This window comes from Stenotrophomonas sp. HMWF023, from assembly GCF_003060985.1.
Lineage (GTDB): Bacteria > Pseudomonadota > Gammaproteobacteria > Xanthomonadales > Xanthomonadaceae > Stenotrophomonas > Stenotrophomonas lactitubi.
Genome location: NZ_QAIJ01000343.1, coordinates 5,485 through 20,883 on the forward strand (window position 1 = coordinate 5,485; position 15,399 = coordinate 20,883).

11 protein-coding genes and 2 pseudogenes are annotated in these 15,399 nt (G+C 66.2%); 6 read left to right on the forward strand and 7 right to left on the reverse strand.

Annotated elements, in window-relative coordinates; translation table 11 throughout:
* The 4 genes and pseudogenes from DBR20_RS23640 to DBR20_RS21075 form a co-directional block, all read left to right on the forward strand.
* Positions 1–127 (forward strand): annotated as a pseudogene (locus DBR20_RS23640) (ABC transporter ATP-binding protein); the annotation flags it as partial.
* A gap of 14 nt (positions 128–141) precedes the next feature.
* Positions 142–1,299, forward strand: a complete 1,158-nt coding sequence (locus tag DBR20_RS21065; RefSeq protein WP_108268242.1) for an FtsX-like permease family protein — start codon at positions 142–144, stop codon at positions 1,297–1,299.
* Between the two features lie 13 nt (positions 1,300–1,312).
* On the forward strand, positions 1,313–2,629 hold the full coding sequence (locus DBR20_RS21070; RefSeq protein WP_108268244.1) for an ABC transporter permease: 1,317 nt from the start codon (positions 1,313–1,315) through the stop codon (positions 2,627–2,629).
* 472 nt (positions 2,630–3,101) lie between these two features.
* Positions 3,102–5,960, forward strand: a complete 2,859-nt coding sequence (locus tag DBR20_RS21075; RefSeq protein ID WP_108268246.1) for a TonB-dependent receptor — start codon at positions 3,102–3,104, stop codon at positions 5,958–5,960.
* Between the two features lie 115 nt (positions 5,961–6,075).
* Here DBR20_RS21075 and rarD read toward each other — a convergent pair whose 3' ends face one another.
* Both rarD and yedA read right to left on the reverse strand, forming a co-directional pair.
* Entirely contained in the window at positions 6,076–6,975 is a 900-nt protein-coding gene (rarD, locus tag DBR20_RS21080; protein WP_089241411.1) for an EamA family transporter RarD, read from the reverse strand.
* The gene (yedA, locus tag DBR20_RS21085; protein WP_108268248.1) at positions 6,972–7,877 is read right to left on the reverse strand and encodes a drug/metabolite exporter YedA; all 906 of its coding nucleotides are present in this window, start codon (positions 7,875–7,877) and stop codon (positions 6,972–6,974) included. The genes rarD and yedA overlap by 4 nt, the downstream gene beginning before the upstream one ends.
* 221 nt (positions 7,878–8,098) lie before the next feature.
* Here yedA and DBR20_RS21090 point away from each other — a divergent pair, with 221 nt between their 5' ends.
* The gene (locus tag DBR20_RS21090; protein WP_108268250.1) at positions 8,099–9,433 is read left to right on the forward strand and encodes an MFS transporter; all 1,335 of its coding nucleotides are present in this window, start codon (positions 8,099–8,101) and stop codon (positions 9,431–9,433) included.
* A gap of 252 nt (positions 9,434–9,685) precedes the next feature.
* Here DBR20_RS21090 and DBR20_RS21095 read toward each other — a convergent pair whose 3' ends face one another.
* The 4 genes from DBR20_RS21095 to DBR20_RS21110 form a co-directional block, all read right to left on the reverse strand.
* Positions 9,686–11,338, reverse strand: coding sequence for a M28 family metallopeptidase (locus DBR20_RS21095; RefSeq protein WP_108268252.1), 1,653 nt, complete (start codon positions 11,336–11,338; stop codon positions 9,686–9,688).
* 138 nt (positions 11,339–11,476) lie between these two features.
* Positions 11,477–12,409 (reverse strand): MBL fold metallo-hydrolase, encoded by a 933-nt coding sequence (locus tag DBR20_RS21100; RefSeq protein ID WP_108268254.1) that lies wholly within the window; start codon positions 12,407–12,409, stop codon positions 11,477–11,479.
* 183 nt (positions 12,410–12,592) lie between these two features.
* Positions 12,593–12,889: a hypothetical protein gene (locus DBR20_RS21105; protein WP_108268256.1), complete on the reverse strand. Its 297-nt coding sequence runs from the start codon at positions 12,887–12,889 to the stop codon at positions 12,593–12,595.
* A 121-nt stretch (positions 12,890–13,010) separates the two neighbouring features.
* Positions 13,011–14,303: a tryptophan--tRNA ligase gene (locus DBR20_RS21110; protein ID WP_025878334.1), complete on the reverse strand. Its 1,293-nt coding sequence runs from the start codon at positions 14,301–14,303 to the stop codon at positions 13,011–13,013.
* A gap of 108 nt (positions 14,304–14,411) precedes the next feature.
* Here DBR20_RS21110 and DBR20_RS21115 point away from each other — a divergent pair, with 108 nt between their 5' ends.
* The gene (locus DBR20_RS21115; protein WP_089241426.1) at positions 14,412–15,218 is read left to right on the forward strand and encodes a hypothetical protein; all 807 of its coding nucleotides are present in this window, start codon (positions 14,412–14,414) and stop codon (positions 15,216–15,218) included.
* Between the two features lie 78 nt (positions 15,219–15,296).
* Here the strand turns inward: DBR20_RS21115 and DBR20_RS23770 are convergent.
* Positions 15,297–15,399: pseudogene (locus DBR20_RS23770) on the reverse strand (CsbD family protein); the annotation flags it as partial.

The following is a 15,399-nucleotide window of genomic DNA, read 5'->3' on the forward strand; positions in this document are numbered from 1 at the left end:
GCAGCTCAACCGCGAACACGGCAAGACCATCATCATGGTCACCCATGACCCGAAGGCTGCCGAGTACGCCACCCACACGGTGCACCTGGACAAGGGCGAGCTGGCTGACGCCCCGCTGGCCCACTGACGGAGGCCACAGCGATGAAATACTTCTCGTTGGTCTGGGCGCAGCTGTTCCGCAGCCGTACCCGCACCCTGTTGACCCTGCTGTCGGTGGTGGCCGCGTTCCTGCTGTTCGGCATGCTCGACTCGGTACGCGTGGCGTTCTCTTCCGGTGGCAGTGTGGAAGGTGCCAACCGGTTGGTGACAGCCTCGCGCCTGTCGATCACCCAGTCGCTGCCGATCCGCCTTGAAGCGCAGATCCGCCAGGTCAGTGGCGTGCGCGATGTCACCTACGGCATGTGGTTCGGCGGCATCTACCAGGACCCGAAGAACTTCTTCCCCAACTTCTCGGTGGCGCCGAACTACTTCGATGTCTACCGCGAACTGCAGATCGACCCGGCACAGCTGCAGGACTGGCAGCAGACCCGCACCGGTGCGATCGTCGGCGAGACGCTGGCCAAGCAGTTCGGCTGGAAGGTCGGCGACACCATTCCGCTGCAGGCCACCATCTTCCCGCGTGGCGGCAGCAACGACTGGCCGCTGGAACTGAAGGGCATCTACCGCTCGAAGGATCGCGCGTTGGCAGCCAACGAAGAACGCCAGTTGATGATGAACTGGAAGTACTTCGATGAATCCAACGACTACATCAAGAACCAGGTGAGCTGGTACACGGTGACGCTGGACAACCCGGAGCAGTCCTCGCGGGTGGCGCAGGCCATCGATGCGATCTCGGCCAACTCCGACCACGAAACCAAGACCCAGACCGAGTCGGCGTTCCAGCAGGCGTTCGTCAAGCAGTTCGCCGACATCGGCATGATCGTCACCTCGATCATGGGCGCAGTGTTCTTCACCCTGCTGCTGTTGACGGGCAACACCATGGCACAGGCAGTGCGCGAGCGTGTGCCGGAACTGGCGACGCTGAAGACGCTGGGCTTCAAGGACAGCACGGTGCTGACCTTGGTGATGGTCGAATCGGTGCTGCTGATCGGCCTCGGTGGACTGCTCGGCATGGGCCTGGCGGCGCTGATCCTGCCGGCCATCAGCCCCAAGAGCATGGGCATGCTGCCGCCGCACGTACCGACGCCGACCTGGCTGGTGGGCATCGTCCTGATCGTGGTGATCGGCATCGTGGTCGGGCTGCTGCCCGCACTGCGCGCCAAGCGCCTGAAGATCGTCGACGCGCTCGCCGGCCGCTGAAGAGGACACCGACATGAACAAGCTCAAGAAATGGCTGGGAAACGCGGTGACCGTGCTGTTGCTGGCCGTCGGCCTGGCCGTGTGGATCGGCCTGCCGTGGATCGGCGTGCTGGCGATCGCGGTGCTGGTGGGATTGTGGCTGGCGCTTACCCGCAGTGGACGGCTGGCACTGGCCGCCACCCGCATCGGCATTGCCAGCCTGCCGCAGCGCTGGGGCGCGTCCTCGGTGATCGTGGTCGGCATCGCCGGCGTGGTCGGTGTGCTGGTGGCGATGCTTGCGATGGGCGAAGGCTTCCAGGCCACGCTCAACAACACCGGCGATGACACCACCGCGATTGTCCTGCGCGGCGGTTCGCAGGCCGAGACCAACTCGGTCATCACCCGCGAGCAGGTCCCCACGCTGTCCACCCTGCCCGGCATCACCCGCGATGCGCAGGGGCGGCCGCTGCTGTCGCCGGAGCTCTCGCAGGTGGTCAACCTGGTGTCCAAGGCCGATGGCACCGACGTCAACGCGCAGTTCCGCGGTGTCGGCCCGCAGGCGTGGGCCGTGCATGACAAGGTCAAGATCGTCGAAGGTCGCCGGTTCGCCGCCGGCCTGCGCGAGATCGTGGTCGGCCAGGGCGCCAAAAGCCAGTTCCGCGACATGGACGTTGGCAAGACGCTCACCCTGGGCAACCAGACCTGGATGGTCGTGGGCGTGTTCGCTACCGGCGATGCGCATGACTCGGAACTGTGGACCGACGCTGACACGCTGGCCACCACCTACCAGCGCAGCGCCTGGCAGTCGATCAGCGTGCGCACCGACGGCAAGGCCGGCTTCGAGCAGTTCAAGGCCGCTGTCGCCGCCGATCCGCGCCTGAAGCTGGACGTGGAAACCACCCGCGTCTACTACAGCAAGCAGGGTGGCGGGTTGACCAAGCTGATCGACATCCTTGGCAAGGTGATCGGCACCATCATGGCGGTAGGCGCAGTGTTCGGCGCGCTCAACACCATGTATGCCGCCGTGGCCACGCGCGCACGCGAGATCGCCACGATGCGTGCGATCGGCTTCCGTGGCCTGCCGGTGGTGACTGCAGTGATGCTGGAAACCATGCTGCTGGCTCTGCTCGGCGGGCTGCTCGGCTGTGCTGTGGCGTGGCTGCTGTTCAACGGCTACAGCGTGTCCACCATCGGCAGCAACTTCAGCGCGGTGGTGTTCAAGTTCCATGTATCGCCGGAACTGCTGTGGAGTGGGTTGAAGTGGGCGCTGGGCATCGGCCTGGTGGGCGGATTGTTCCCGGCATTGCGCGCGGCACGGCTGCCGATCACCACGGCGCTGCGCGAGACCTGAGCATCACGCATTGATTGATTGAGCGTTGCGCAGGGGACGGAGCGAAGGCTTCGTCCCTTTTTTGTTTGCGCGCCATCCACGCATGGCGTGGATCTACTGTGGGCCCATCCACGCATGGCGTGGATCTACTGTGGGCCCATCCACGCATGGCGTGGATCTACCGATGTGGCGCGTGCGGGATCCAGTAGATCCACGCCATGCGTGGATGGATGCATGCGTACTAGCATCGCTACAGATTGCGCAAACACCGCCGCTATCGATGCCTCTGCCCATCGCAGAGACAACACGCGTGACGTTGCGCACAGTGCACCTGTGGATTGTTGGTTGCGATTCATTTTCGCGGCGTTACAGCGCGCGCGGACAAACAGTTACCAATGAAAACACTCTAGAATCCGGCCCCCACGTTGGTTTGCAGCACCCCACGCGTCCACAGAACGGACGCATGTTTTTTCTGAAACACGAGATTTCACGGATGTCCCTGAAGACCACCCCGCTGCGCAACGCGATCGTCATCGCGCTCGCCGCCAGCTGCACCACGCCCGCCTTCGCACAGGAAGCCGGCGATACCCCCACCAACCTCGACCGCATCGAGATCACCGGCTCGCGCATCCGCCAGGCCAGTGTCGAGACCGCGCAGCCGGTGGTGGCACTCAACCGCGCCGACATCGAGAAGAAGGGCTACGTCAACGTCGCCGACATCCTGCAGGACGTCACTGCAGCCGGCGCACCGAGCCTGAGCCGTTCGTCCTCGCTGAGCTCCTCGCGCGATTTCGGCGGCATGTATGTCAGCCTGCGCAACCTCGGCCCGGAACGCAGCCTGGTGCTGATCGACGGCCGCCGCATGGGCGTCAGCGCCGGCGGTTACTCCGACCTGGCCTCGATCCCGTCCGCCATCGTCGAGCGCGTGGAAGTGCTGACCGACGGCGCTTCGGCGCTGTACGGCTCGGACGCCATCGCCGGCGTGGTCAACATCATCACCCGCAAGAACTTCGACGGTGGCGAAGCCAGTGTCTATGTCGGCCAGTACGGTGAAGGCGACGGCCAGAAGCGCTCCTACAGCGCCACCTTCGGCAAGACCTTCGACCGCGGCTGGTTCAGCGTCGGCGCCGAGCGCACCAAGGAAGACGAGATCCTCGGCGATGCGCGCGAGTTCAGCCGCTACCCGGGCGGCCCGCGCCATGCCAACGACGTCGACGCGCTGAGCCCGACCACCCAGTGGGGCACCGTCACCATCGGTGGCAAGCCGCTGACCGTAGGCCCGGGCGGCGACCCGAGCAGTGCTGGCAACTTCCACACGCCGAACCCGGCCGATGGTGCCAACGCCAAGACCAACATGAGCCTGCTGAGCGGCCTGGAGCGCACCTCGGTGTTCGCCAACGGCGGCTTCTCGATCACCGACAACCTGCGCATCGTCGCTGACGCGCTGTACAGCAAGCGCGAGTCGACCAAGCACCTGGCCGGCTACCCGTACTCGGTCTCGGCTGCGCAGTCGCGCAACGGCACCCGCGCTGCGCTGTCCAAGGACAGCACCTTCAACAAGTGGGGCCAGGACGTGCTGTTCTCGCACCGCACCGAAGAGCTGCCGCGCGGTACCGAGAACACGCTGGAAACCAAGCGTGCCAGCCTCGGCCTGGAAGGCAGCTTCGAAACCGGTTCGCGTTACTGGGACTGGAACGTCAGCTACATGTACAACCGCAATGAAGGCGAGCGCGTCGGCACCGGCAGCATGTACCAGCCGCACGCCAACCTGGCCGTCGGCCCGTCCTTCATGGACGGCGACGTTGCCCGCTGCGGTACGCCGGGTGCGGTGATCGCGGGCTGCGTGCCGTGGAATCCGGCTGCACCGATGGGCTACACCGGCCCGGGCTCGCTGGGCAACCAGGACGTGCAGGACTACCTGTTCACCCGCTTCGTCGACAAGATGCGCAGCACCACCAAGGTCGCCAGCGCCAACATCTCCGGCTCGCTGTTCACCCTGCCGGCCGGTGACATCATGGGCGCGATGGGCTTCGAGCACCGCAGCGAAGAAGCCAGCTACACCCCGGACCTGATGGTGCAGAAGGGCCAGATCGCCGGCACCACCGGCCAGCCGACCCGTGGCGACTACTCGCTCAACGAGGTCTACCTGGAAATGCAGGTGCCGCTGCTGGCCGACATGGCCTTCGCCCGTGAGCTGTCGCTGGACCTGGCCGGTCGCTACACCGACTACAACACCTTTGGTTCGACCACCAACAGCAAGTTCGGCCTGAAATGGAAGCCGATCGACAGCCTGCTGGTACGCGCGACCTACGGCACCGGCTTCCGTGCACCCACCGTGGACGATCTCTACGGCGGTGCAGTGTCCAGCCGCGATTCGTTCACCGATCCGTGCGATACGAAGTTCGGCATCGCCGCCAGCAGCCCGACCGTGGCAGCACGCTGCCAGGCGCTGAACGTGCCCGCCAACTTCCGTCAGCAGACCGGTTCGGATGGCAACCTTGCCAACCGCCCGGGCCAGCAGGCCACCTCCGATTTCAACTCCGGTTCCAACGCGGAACTGAAGCCGGAAACCGCCAAGACCTGGACCGTCGGCCTGGTCTACAGCCCGGAATTCGTGCAGGGCCTGGACGTCAGCCTGGACTGGTGGAAGATCCGCATCGACAACGCCATCGTTGGCGAGTCGGCCACCGACATCCTCAACCAGTGCTACGTGCAGGGTGTGGATTCGGCATGCGGTCGCTTCACCCGTTCCACCGCTGCGGCCACCCGTGGCCAGGTCTCGGCACTGGATCGCTCGCTGGTCAACGCCGGCTATCGCGAAACCGCCGGCTATGACATCGGTGTGCGTTACCGCCTGCCGGAAACCGCATACGGCAAGTTCGCCATCAACTGGAACACCACCTACACCGACTACCTGGAGCAGCGCAACGACAGCGCCGCCACCACGCCGGTGGAGCAGCGTGTGGGCTGGGCCGGCGACTTCCGCGTACGTTCGACCTTCAACCTGGATTGGCAGTACGGCAACCTGGGCATCGGCTGGACCGCCCGGTACTACTCGGGCATGAAGGAAGCCTGCTCGTACGATCTGGGCGGTGGCCCGGACTGCAACATGGCCGACTTCTCCTCGCCGTATACCGATGCACAGCCGAGCCGCAAGGTGGGTTCCAATACCTTCCACGACCTGCAGGTGCGTTACAGCCTGCCGTGGGATGGCACCGTGTCGCTGGGCCTGAACAACGTGTTCGACCACCAGGGTCCGATCATGTACAGCCAGCCGAACAGCAGCTTCACCTACTACGGTGGCTTCGACATCGGTCGTTTCATGTACATGAAGTACCAGCAGCGCTTCTAAGCCTGCAACCGCGTTCCCGCCCCGGCCAACTCTCTCCTGGCCGTGGATGGAAGCAGAACGGCGCCCCTCGGGGCGCCGTTCTTTTTTCCGCCGTCATGTGCGCTGCCGCGCGGTGCTACCGTCTGGCGGCGCGCATCGCACGCACGTTGTCTGCGACGAACAGGATCAACCCGGCCCAGATCGCCGCAAAGCCGATCGCCTTGCCGGTGTCGAAGGCCTCGTGGAAGAAGAACACGCCCAGCAGCAGCTGCAGGCTCGGTGCGATGTACTGCAGGATGCCAACCAGCGACAGCGGAATGCGCTTCACGCCGTAGGCGAAACCGATCAGCGGCACCGCCGTGACCACGCCACCGAAGATCAGCAGCAGATCGTTGCCCCAGCCCCAGCCACCGAAGAAGCCGCCGCCATGGCCGTTCTCGGCCCACAGCGCGAAGCCCAGCGCCGGCAGGAACAGATACAGGCTTTCCACCCCCAGCCCGGCCACCGGGTCGACCGACACCAGCTTGCGCAGCAGGCCGTACAGGCCGAACGAGCAGGCCAGGCCCAGCGCGATCCACGGCGGCGTACCCGCATCGATGGTCAACCAGGCCACGCCCACCGCGGCGATGGCCACGGCCAGCCACTGCACGCGGCGCAGGCGCTCTTTCAGCACCAACACGCCCAGCAGCACGTTCACCAGCGGGTTGATGAAGTAGCCCAGGCTGGTCTCGATCACGTGACCGGCGTTGACCGCCCAGATGTACAGGCCCCAGTTGAAGGCGATGGTCAGGCTCGATACCGCCAGGATCGGCAGCGCGCGCGGTTGCGCGGCGATCTTCTTCCACCAGCCCAGCCGCGAGGCGATCAGCAGCCAGGCCACCACCAGCACGGTGCTCCAGATGATGCGGTGGGCGATGATCTGGAACGACGGCACTTCGTTCAGCAGATGCCAGTAGACCGGCACCAGCCCCCACAGCACGAAGGTGGAAGCGGTGACCAGCAGGCCCCGGCGTTGTTCTTTCTCGTCCATGCTCATCGCTTGCGTGTCCTTGCCATCGTCAGTACCACCACACCCAGAAGTATCACTGCCATGGCCAGGAAGTCGCGCCAGCCGAAACGCTCGCCGTTCAACGCCGCACCCAGCAGCACCGCGATCACCGGATTGACATACGCATAGCTGCCGGCCAGCGCCGGGCGCACGTTCTGCAGCAGCCAGACGTAAGCGGTGAACGCCACGATCGAACCGAACACGCACAGATAGGCCATCGCCAGCAGGCCACCGGTATCGGGCAGGGTGGTGGGGCGCTCGCCGACGATCAGGCCGATCAGCACCAGCAGCACACCCCCGCAGATCATCTGCCCGGCGGCGGTCATGAACGGGCCCGGCAGGTCCTGCCCGCGTGCCCACACCGAGCCGAACGCCCAGCCGACCGGTGCGATCAGCAGCAGCACCAGCCCGGTGGGCGATGCGGTCAGGCTGCTGCCGGCGTTGAGCCAGACCACGCCGACGAAGCCGACGGCGATGCCCAGCCATTCGCCCTTGCTGGCGTGCTGGCCACGCAGGGCCGAGAACAACGCCATCCACAGCGGCACCGAGGCCACCGCCGTGGCGGCCAGGCCGGATGACACCTCGCGCTCGGCCAGCACCACCATGCCGTTGCCCAGCACCAGCATGGTCACGCCCATGATGACCAGGTTGCGCCACTGCCGCAGGGTCGGCTTCGGCATCTTCCAGAACAGGCGCAGCGCCAGGTACATCACGCCGCCGGCAATGATGAACCGGCTGCCGGAGACCATCGTCAGCGGCAGCGCGCCGCCATGCAGGGCCTTGGCGATACCCAGGTAGGTCGAGCCCCAGACCACGTAGACCAGCAGCAGCGCCAACGCGACAAGGCCACCCCGGGGGGCAGCCGCAGACGGAACGGGGGGAGCCGACATGACACACCAGGGAGCCGGGGGAAACCGATTTTAGGACGTTTTGGTTATGGTCCGGCAGCCCATGTGGTGGCACGCTGTCATCCATCCATGTCCCGCCCGCCCTTCCGGCACCCGGCGTTGACGTGGGATGCAGTACCCAGGAGGCTGGCCGGCAGCGCACTGCGCGCCCCTGGCGCCGATCTTTCCCGCATGGACGCACCGCATCGAGGATCCCCACCCAGATGAGCACCACGTCCCATCCCGCCGTACCCGCCACCGACGGCGCCGCACTGCGGCGTTCCATCTCCAACACCCTCAAAGGCTCCGCCGGCAACCTGGTGGAGTGGTACGACGTCTACGTGTACTCGGTGTTCGCCGTGTACTTCGAATCGCAGTTCTTCTCGCCTGAAGACAAGAACTCCACCATGTACGTGTGGGCGATCTTCGCCGCGACCTTCCTGATGCGCCCGATCGGCGCATGGTTCTTCGGCCGCTTCGCCGACCGTCATGGCCGTCGCCAGGCGTTGACCGTGTCGGTCACGCTGATGGCCTTCTGCTCGTTCATCATCGCCATCACCCCCACCGCTGCCAGCATCGGCATCTGGGCGGCGATCATCCTGCTGTTCGCGCGTCTGCTGCAGGGCTTCGCCACCGGTGGCGAGTACGGTGCCAGCGCCACGTACATGTCCGAGGCCGCCATCCCCGGCCGCCGCGGCTTCCTGTCCTCCTTCCACTACGTCACCCTGGTGGGCGGCCACGTGCTGGCCCAGCTGACCCTGTTCGTGATGCTGACGTTCTGGGCCAAGCCGGAAATCTCCGAGTGGGGCTGGCGCATCGCCTTCGGCATCGGTGGCATCGCCGCCGTGGTGGTGTTCTGGCTGCGCCGCGGCATGGACGAATCGCTGTCGGAATCCTCCATCGAAGCCGCGCGCGAGGGCAAGGACAAGAAGTCCGGCTCGATGTACGAACTGTTCGTGCACCAGTGGCGTCCGCTGCTGCTGTGCTTCCTGATCACCGCCGGTGGCACCATCGCCTTCTACACCTATTCGGTGAACGGCCCGAAGATGATCCAGAGTGCGTTCGCCGGCAACGATCCGATGACCGGCACGCTGATCAACCTGGCTGTGCTGGCCTTCCTGATGGTGTTGCAGCCGGTGGGCGGCTGGCTGTCTGACATCATCGGCCGCAAGAGCCTGCTGGTGTTCTTCGGCGTGGGCGGCGTGCTGTACAGCTGGTACCTGATCACCCAGTTGCCGCACCAGCACGATGCCACCCTCGCCTTCCTTACCCTGGCATTGGGCTTTGTCATCCTCACTGGCTACACCTCCATCAATGCCGTGGTAAAGGCAGAGCTGTTCCCCACCCACATCCGTGCGCTGGGCGTGGGCTTCGGCTATGCATTGGCCAACTCGCTGTTCGGCGGCACCGCGCCGCTGCTGTACCAGGGCGCATTGAAGACCGGCCACGTGGACTGGTTCGCCATCTACGTCACCGCGACGATCGCGGTATCGTTGGTGGTCTATGTGTTCTTCCTCACCAACAAGGGCCCCAACTGGCTCGACGGCACCCGCAAGTAAGCGCGCCGTAGTGATCGCGGCCACCGGTGCAATGCCGGTGGCCGTTTTGTTTTCCGCGTGGACGCTGCTGCGGCAGCACGGCTGAAGACGTGGTAGTGCCGGCCGCTGGCCGGCATCTGCGCATCCCTTCGGAAGGTTCTTGAGGTTGCCGGCCAGCGGCCGGCACTACCGTGCATTCAGAGGTTGTCGGCCAGCAGCCGGCATACCGGTGCATTCAGAGGTTGACGGCCAGCGGCCGGCATTGCCGTGCGCTTAGCGGCGGGCGGCTTCGCTCTTCTCGCGGGCGCCGTGGAATTCCGATTCCTTCTCCCACTGCGGCCAGCGACGGCTGTTGGCCAACTCCGCGCCCAGGTCGTAGACCAGCAGGGTATCGGCCGCGTGACCCGCCGGATCCCAGCTCGGCGTCCACGCATCGCAGGCCTGGTGGTAGCAGTCGGCGAAGTACTTCTCGCGCAGCGCGCGGCCAGCGTCGACACCGCCGTCCAGCTTGTCCAGGCCCGGGCCGATGGTGATCGCCGGCACGCCCAGGCGGGCGAAGGCGAAGTGGTCGGCACGGTAGAAGAAGCCAGCTTCCAGATTCGGGTCCGGGCTGTAGGCGCGGCCACGGGCCTTGGCCACGCGTTCCAGGTCGCCTTCCAGCGATACCCGGCCCTTGCCCCACGACGCGATGTCACGGGTGGCACCATCCGGGCTGAACATCTCGATGTTCAGTACCGCAGCGGTCTTGTCCAGCGGCGCCAGCGGGTGCGCGGCGTAGTAGCTGGCGCCCAGCAGGCCCTTCTCTTCGGCGGTCAGGGCGACGAAGTACAGGGTGCGCTGCGGCTGCGGGCCAGCGGCGAACACACGGCCCAGTTCCAGCACGGTGGCCACACCGGTGGCGTTGTCGATCGCACCGCGGCGGATGCGGTCGCCCTTGGCATCGGCCTGGCCGATACCGAAGGCATCCCAATGTGCGGAGAAGATCACCGCCTCATCGGCGTGCTCGCCGCCGGGCAGCTTGGCCACCACGTTGCGGGTCACCACCTGCTCGCGCTTGAGCGCGAAATCGACGCTCAGCTTGGCGTTGTCCAGCGCAACCGGGCGGAAGTCCGCGCTCATCGCCTTGCGCTTCTCGGCATCGAAATCCAGGCCGGCGTCGGCGAAGATCTGTTCGGCCAGCTCACGCTGCATCCAGCCACGCAGCGGCGTGTGCTGGGCCATCGCTTCGGCCTGGCCGCGCTCGATATCGAACAGCGGCGAGGTGCCAGAACTCTTCACCGTGGCCCAGCCGTAGGCGGCCGGTGCGGTCTCGTGCACGATCAGCACGCCTGCGGCACCACGGCGCGCGGCTTCCTCGAACTTGTAGGTCCAGCGACCGTAGTAGGTCACCGCCTTGCCATCGAACGCACCCGGCGCGTCGGCTTCAAAATCGGCGTCGTTGATCAACATCACGGCGATCTTGCCGTGCAGGTCCACGTCCTTGTAGTCGTTCCAGTGGCGCTCGGGCGCGTCGATGCCGTAGCCGACGAACACCAGCGGCGCATCCTTGATCTGCACCCGCTTGCGTGGCTGCAGGCTCTGCAGGGTCACATCCACGCCATTGGCCAGCGCCCGCTTGCCGCCCTTCAGGGCAAGACTGGCCTTGGCCGGGCCATCCAGCTGCGCGCGCACCAGCGGCACCGGCTGCACCCAGCTGCCGTCCACGCCACCCGGCTGCAGGCCGTAGCTGCGGAACTGCTCGATCAGGTACTGCACGGTGCGTTCTTCGCCTTCGGTGGCCGGTGCACGGCCTTCGAATTCGTCCGATGCCAGCACGCGCACATGACGCGACAGCGCCTGCGGATCGATGCCGCCGCCGGGCAGGTCATTGGCCGCATGGGCCAGGCCGCCGACGAACAGGCAGGACGACAGCAGCAACACGCGCATCGGGTTCACGGCAGTACCACGGCTAGCTTGGAAGTCACCAGAGTGTAACGTGGTCGTGACATCGCGGCGCAGCCTGGGCCCGCGTCATCCACGCATGGCGTGGATCTACCCTCTTGCCGCCGCCAAGCACTGCGCGGGTCAGCGCGACGCGCGGTCCAGCCAGCAGGCCAGGCCCTGTGCGTTGAGTTCGATATCCATCGCCAGCACCTCGGTTACCGCAGCCTGGTCCAGTGCGCAGCCATGCTGCTGTGCACGCTCCAGGTACAGCGCCTCCAGCGCGGCCAGCAGGCAGCGATGACGGTCGGGACGGCCGTCGCACTGGCGGCCGATTGCTGCCATCGCATCGATCTGTTCGAACAGATCCTCGGCCAGCTTTTCGACCTGTTCGACACGACCGTAGTGGGTCAGGTACATCGCCTGTGGTGCGTAGTCGAGCATGCGTTGGATCGACGCCTTCATCGCGTCCGGATCGAACTGCACCGGCGATGAGGTGGGGAAGATGAAAGCGCCCTGCGCACTGTCCAGTTCGCGGTAGGAGATACCGAAGGTATCGCCGGTGAACCAGCTGCGGCTGCGCGCATCCCACACACAGTAGTGGTGCAGCGCGTGGCCCGGCGTATGCAGCAGCACCAGCTCGCGGCCTGCCAGGTCGACGCGCTGGCCGTCGTCAGCCACCACAACGCGATGCTCGGGAATCGCTTCGATGCGGCCATAGCTGCGCGCGATCTCCTCGGCACCATAGACGGCGGTGGCCCCGGCGATCAGACGGGTCGGATCGATCATGTGCGGCGCGCCGCGCGGATGCAGCACCGCACGCGCATTCGGCAGCTGCTGCATCAGCAGGCCAGCGCCGCCGGCATGATCCAGGTGCACGTGGGTCAGCAGCAGCCAGTCCACCGCCTCCACGCCCAGCCCGTTGTCGGTCAAGGCCTGCAGCATCGCCGGCACCGACAGGCCGGTACCGCAGTCGACGAACGCGGCACGACCATTTTCGATGATCAGGTAGGCGGCATCGAAATCGGGCCGTTGGAAACCGGTATCGATGGTGTGGATGCTGGGATCGGCGGTCATCGACGCGCACCTGGCAGGATCGGGAACAGAGGCCCATGGTAGGCGCGCCGGCATGGCGTAATCGATGCGGCTTTGGTCGGAGGGGGCAATTCCGTAGAGCCGAGCCCACGCTCGGCTGCCTTTCTGCCAGACATCAGCCGAGCATGGGCTCGGCTCTACAGAGGGCACACGCGGGGCGCTACATCAGAGGCGCAACCAGCGCGGGCGCAGCAACAGGGCCATCACCAGCACCGCCAGGAATGCGCCATAGGCATACAGCACCGCCAGCACCTGCGGCCAGATCGGTCCGGCGCCCGGCTGTACCAGACCGATGTGGTGGCCCCACAGCATCGCCACGATGCTCAGGGCGAGCGCAAGTCCCAAGGTGGCGCCATCGAACAGGCGCCGCCGCACGGTACGCGGCTGGCGCGGGAACAGCCAGTAGAGGCTGCCCAGCAGAATGAACCAGGGCAGGAACAGCAGCAGCGACAACCAGGCCATCGCAGACTCCATGTCATCGCGCCTGAGGCGCGCGGACATCATGCCATGGCCGCTATTCCCGGGTAGTGCCGGCCGTTGGCCGGCATCCACCCCTGCGCCGACCAAGGTCGGCATCTACCGATCAGTCGGCGCGCAGCACGGCCAGCGCCGCCAGCACCGCATCGACCTCTGCTTCCAGCTTGAACAGATCGCTCTGCAGCTGGTCGCCCTGCTCGGCCTGCTTCAGCACGGCGATCAGCTGGCCGGCATCGCGCGGCGAGTCGAATCCTTCGCTCTGGATCAGCAGCGTGCCGTCACCTGCGGTCAGCTTGAAGTAGAAACGGCCATCCTTCTCGCGGTACTGCTTGAACAGCGGCGGCGCGGCGCGGGCTTCACCGGCATCTTCGCTGGCGATGTCACCGGCATCGGACAGATCACGCAGGCCGACCGCATGGCGCAGCTCTTCAAGCAGCGGTGCCGCCAGCTGCTCACGCAGCTGCTGGCCACGGCGCTTGAGCAGCGCTTCGATCTTTTCCGGCTCGGCCATCAGCGCGTTGTAGCGCTCGCGCAGCGGCGACAGTTCGCTGTCGATGCGCTCGAACAGCTGCTGCTTGGCATCGCCCCAGCTGATGCCGTCGGCGAAAGCCTTGGCGAATGCGGCGGTCTGTTCCGGGGTGGCGAACGCCTGGTACATCTGGAACAGTGCCGAACCTTCGGTGTCCTTCGGCTCGCCCGGTGCACGCGAGTCGGTCAGGATCGAGAACACCAGCTTCTTCAGCTCCTCGCGCGGCACGAACAGCGGAATGGTGTTGTGGTAACTCTTGCTCATCTTGCGGCCATCCAGGCCCGCCAGCGTTGCCACCTGCTCGTCGATCACCACGTCCGGCAGCGGGAAATACTCCTTGCCGTACACGTGGTTGAAGCGCTGGGCGAAGTCGCGCGCCATCTCGATGTGCTGGATCTGGTCGCGACCCACCGGTACCTGGTTGGCCTTGAAGATCAGGATGTCGGCCGCCATCAGCACCGGGTACATGAACAGGCCGGCGCTGACACCTGCGTCCTCGTCCTGGCCTTCCTCACGGTTCTTGTCCACCGCCGCCTTGTAGGCATGGGCGCGGTTGAGAATGCCCTTGCTGGCGATGGCGGTCAGGAACCACATCAGCTCGGTGGTCTCGCGGATGTCGCTCTGGCGGTAGAACCACACGTGTTCCGGGTCCAGGCCACAGGCCAGCCAGCTGGCGGCGATCTCCAGGGTCGCGCGCTGGGTGCGCTGCGGGTCCTGCGACTTGATCAGGCTGTGCAGATCGGCCAGGAAGAAGAAGCTCTCGATGTCCGGCGCGCGGCTGGCCGCAATGGCCGGGCGAATGGCGCCAACGTAGTTGCCCAGGTGGGGCGTGCCGGAGGGGGTGATGCCGGTAAGGACTCGGGTCGTCATGACTGCGTACGGAAACCTTCTATGAACGGAGCCAGTTTACCGTGCACACGGTCAACCCCGTCAGGGCCCCCGGCACGTTCATTCACCCAACCCCGCTGGAGACGCCCGATGAAACGCCTGCTGCCCCTGCTGCTGATCCTGCCCCTGGCCGGCTTCCGCCCGGCCCCGCTGCCCCCGCCGATGCCGCAGGACGGCCCGGTGCGCGTGGCCCTGGTCGACCGCGACCGCGGCACCGAGCTGCGCAGCTACCCGGCCGACGGCCAGCGCTGGGTAGCAGGTGAGCGCGGCCACCGCTATGCGGTGCGCCTGTACAACGACAGCCCGCGACGGGTGCTGGTGGTGCTGTCGGTGGACGGGGTCAACGCCATCTCCGGCGAAGATGCCGATCCCTCGCAGACTGGTTACGTGCTCAATCCCGGCCAGCGCGCCGACATCACCGGCTGGCGCAAGACCCAGGATGAAGTGGCCCAGTTCGTCTTCAGCAGCCCCAGCGGCAGCTACGCCAGCCGCACCGGCCGCCCCGACAACGTCGGCGTGGTCGGTGTAGCGGTGTTCGAAGAGGCGCGCCGCTGGTACCCGCGTCCGCAGCCGATCCTGCGTGATCGCGCCGGGCCGGCGCCGGAAGCGGCCGAAGCCTCGGCGGCCGCCGATGCCAGCGCCAGCCGCATCGAAGGCTACTCGGCCAAGTCGCAGGCACCGGCGCTGGGCACCGGCCACGGTGCACGTGAGAGTTCCTCGGTGCGCGATACCGATTTCGAACGCGCCACCCGCAGCCCGGCACAGGTGCTGCAGCTGCGCTACGACAGCGCCCGCAACCTGCGCGCACGCGGCATCCTGCTCGATTCGCCGTCGCGCCTGGACCGCCAGCCGCAGGCGTTCCCCAACCGCTACGTGCCCGACCCGCCGGCACGTTGATCGCCACACAGCGCAACGCCCGCACCTTCCGGCGCGGGCGTTGTCTGTGGGGGCAGAACGTGGGCGTGCGTGGCCCGGTTACTTGTAGTCCGGATAGTCCTTGCTCACGCTGTCCTGGAAGTCGCGGACTTCTTTCTCAGCGCGGTCCTTGGCCCAGCCATAGCGCTCCTGCAGGCGGCCG

Coding starts and splice junctions, on each gene's coding strand:
- DBR20_RS21115 (WP_089241426.1), top strand. CDS start 14,412: ATGAAACGCCTGCTGCCCCTGCTGCTGATCCTGCCCCTGGCCGGCTTC.
- DBR20_RS21095 (WP_108268252.1), bottom strand. CDS start 11,338: ATGCGCGTGTTGCTGCTGTCGTCCTGCCTGTTCGTCGGCGGCCTGGCC.
- DBR20_RS21090 (WP_108268250.1), top strand. CDS start 8,099: ATGAGCACCACGTCCCATCCCGCCGTACCCGCCACCGACGGCGCCGCA.
- DBR20_RS21110 (WP_025878334.1), bottom strand. CDS start 14,303: ATGACGACCCGAGTCCTTACCGGCATCACCCCCTCCGGCACGCCCCAC.
- DBR20_RS21065 (WP_108268242.1), top strand. CDS start 142: ATGAAATACTTCTCGTTGGTCTGGGCGCAGCTGTTCCGCAGCCGTACC.
- DBR20_RS21075 (WP_108268246.1), top strand. CDS start 3,102: ATGTCCCTGAAGACCACCCCGCTGCGCAACGCGATCGTCATCGCGCTC.
- DBR20_RS21100 (WP_108268254.1), bottom strand. CDS start 12,409: ATGACCGCCGATCCCAGCATCCACACCATCGATACCGGTTTCCAACGG.
- DBR20_RS21070 (WP_108268244.1), top strand. CDS start 1,313: ATGAACAAGCTCAAGAAATGGCTGGGAAACGCGGTGACCGTGCTGTTG.
- yedA (WP_108268248.1), bottom strand. CDS start 7,877: ATGTCGGCTCCCCCCGTTCCGTCTGCGGCTGCCCCCCGGGGTGGCCTT.
- rarD (WP_089241411.1), bottom strand. CDS start 6,975: ATGAGCATGGACGAGAAAGAACAACGCCGGGGCCTGCTGGTCACCGCT.
- DBR20_RS21105 (WP_108268256.1), bottom strand. CDS start 12,889: ATGGCCTGGTTGTCGCTGCTGCTGTTCCTGCCCTGGTTCATTCTGCTG.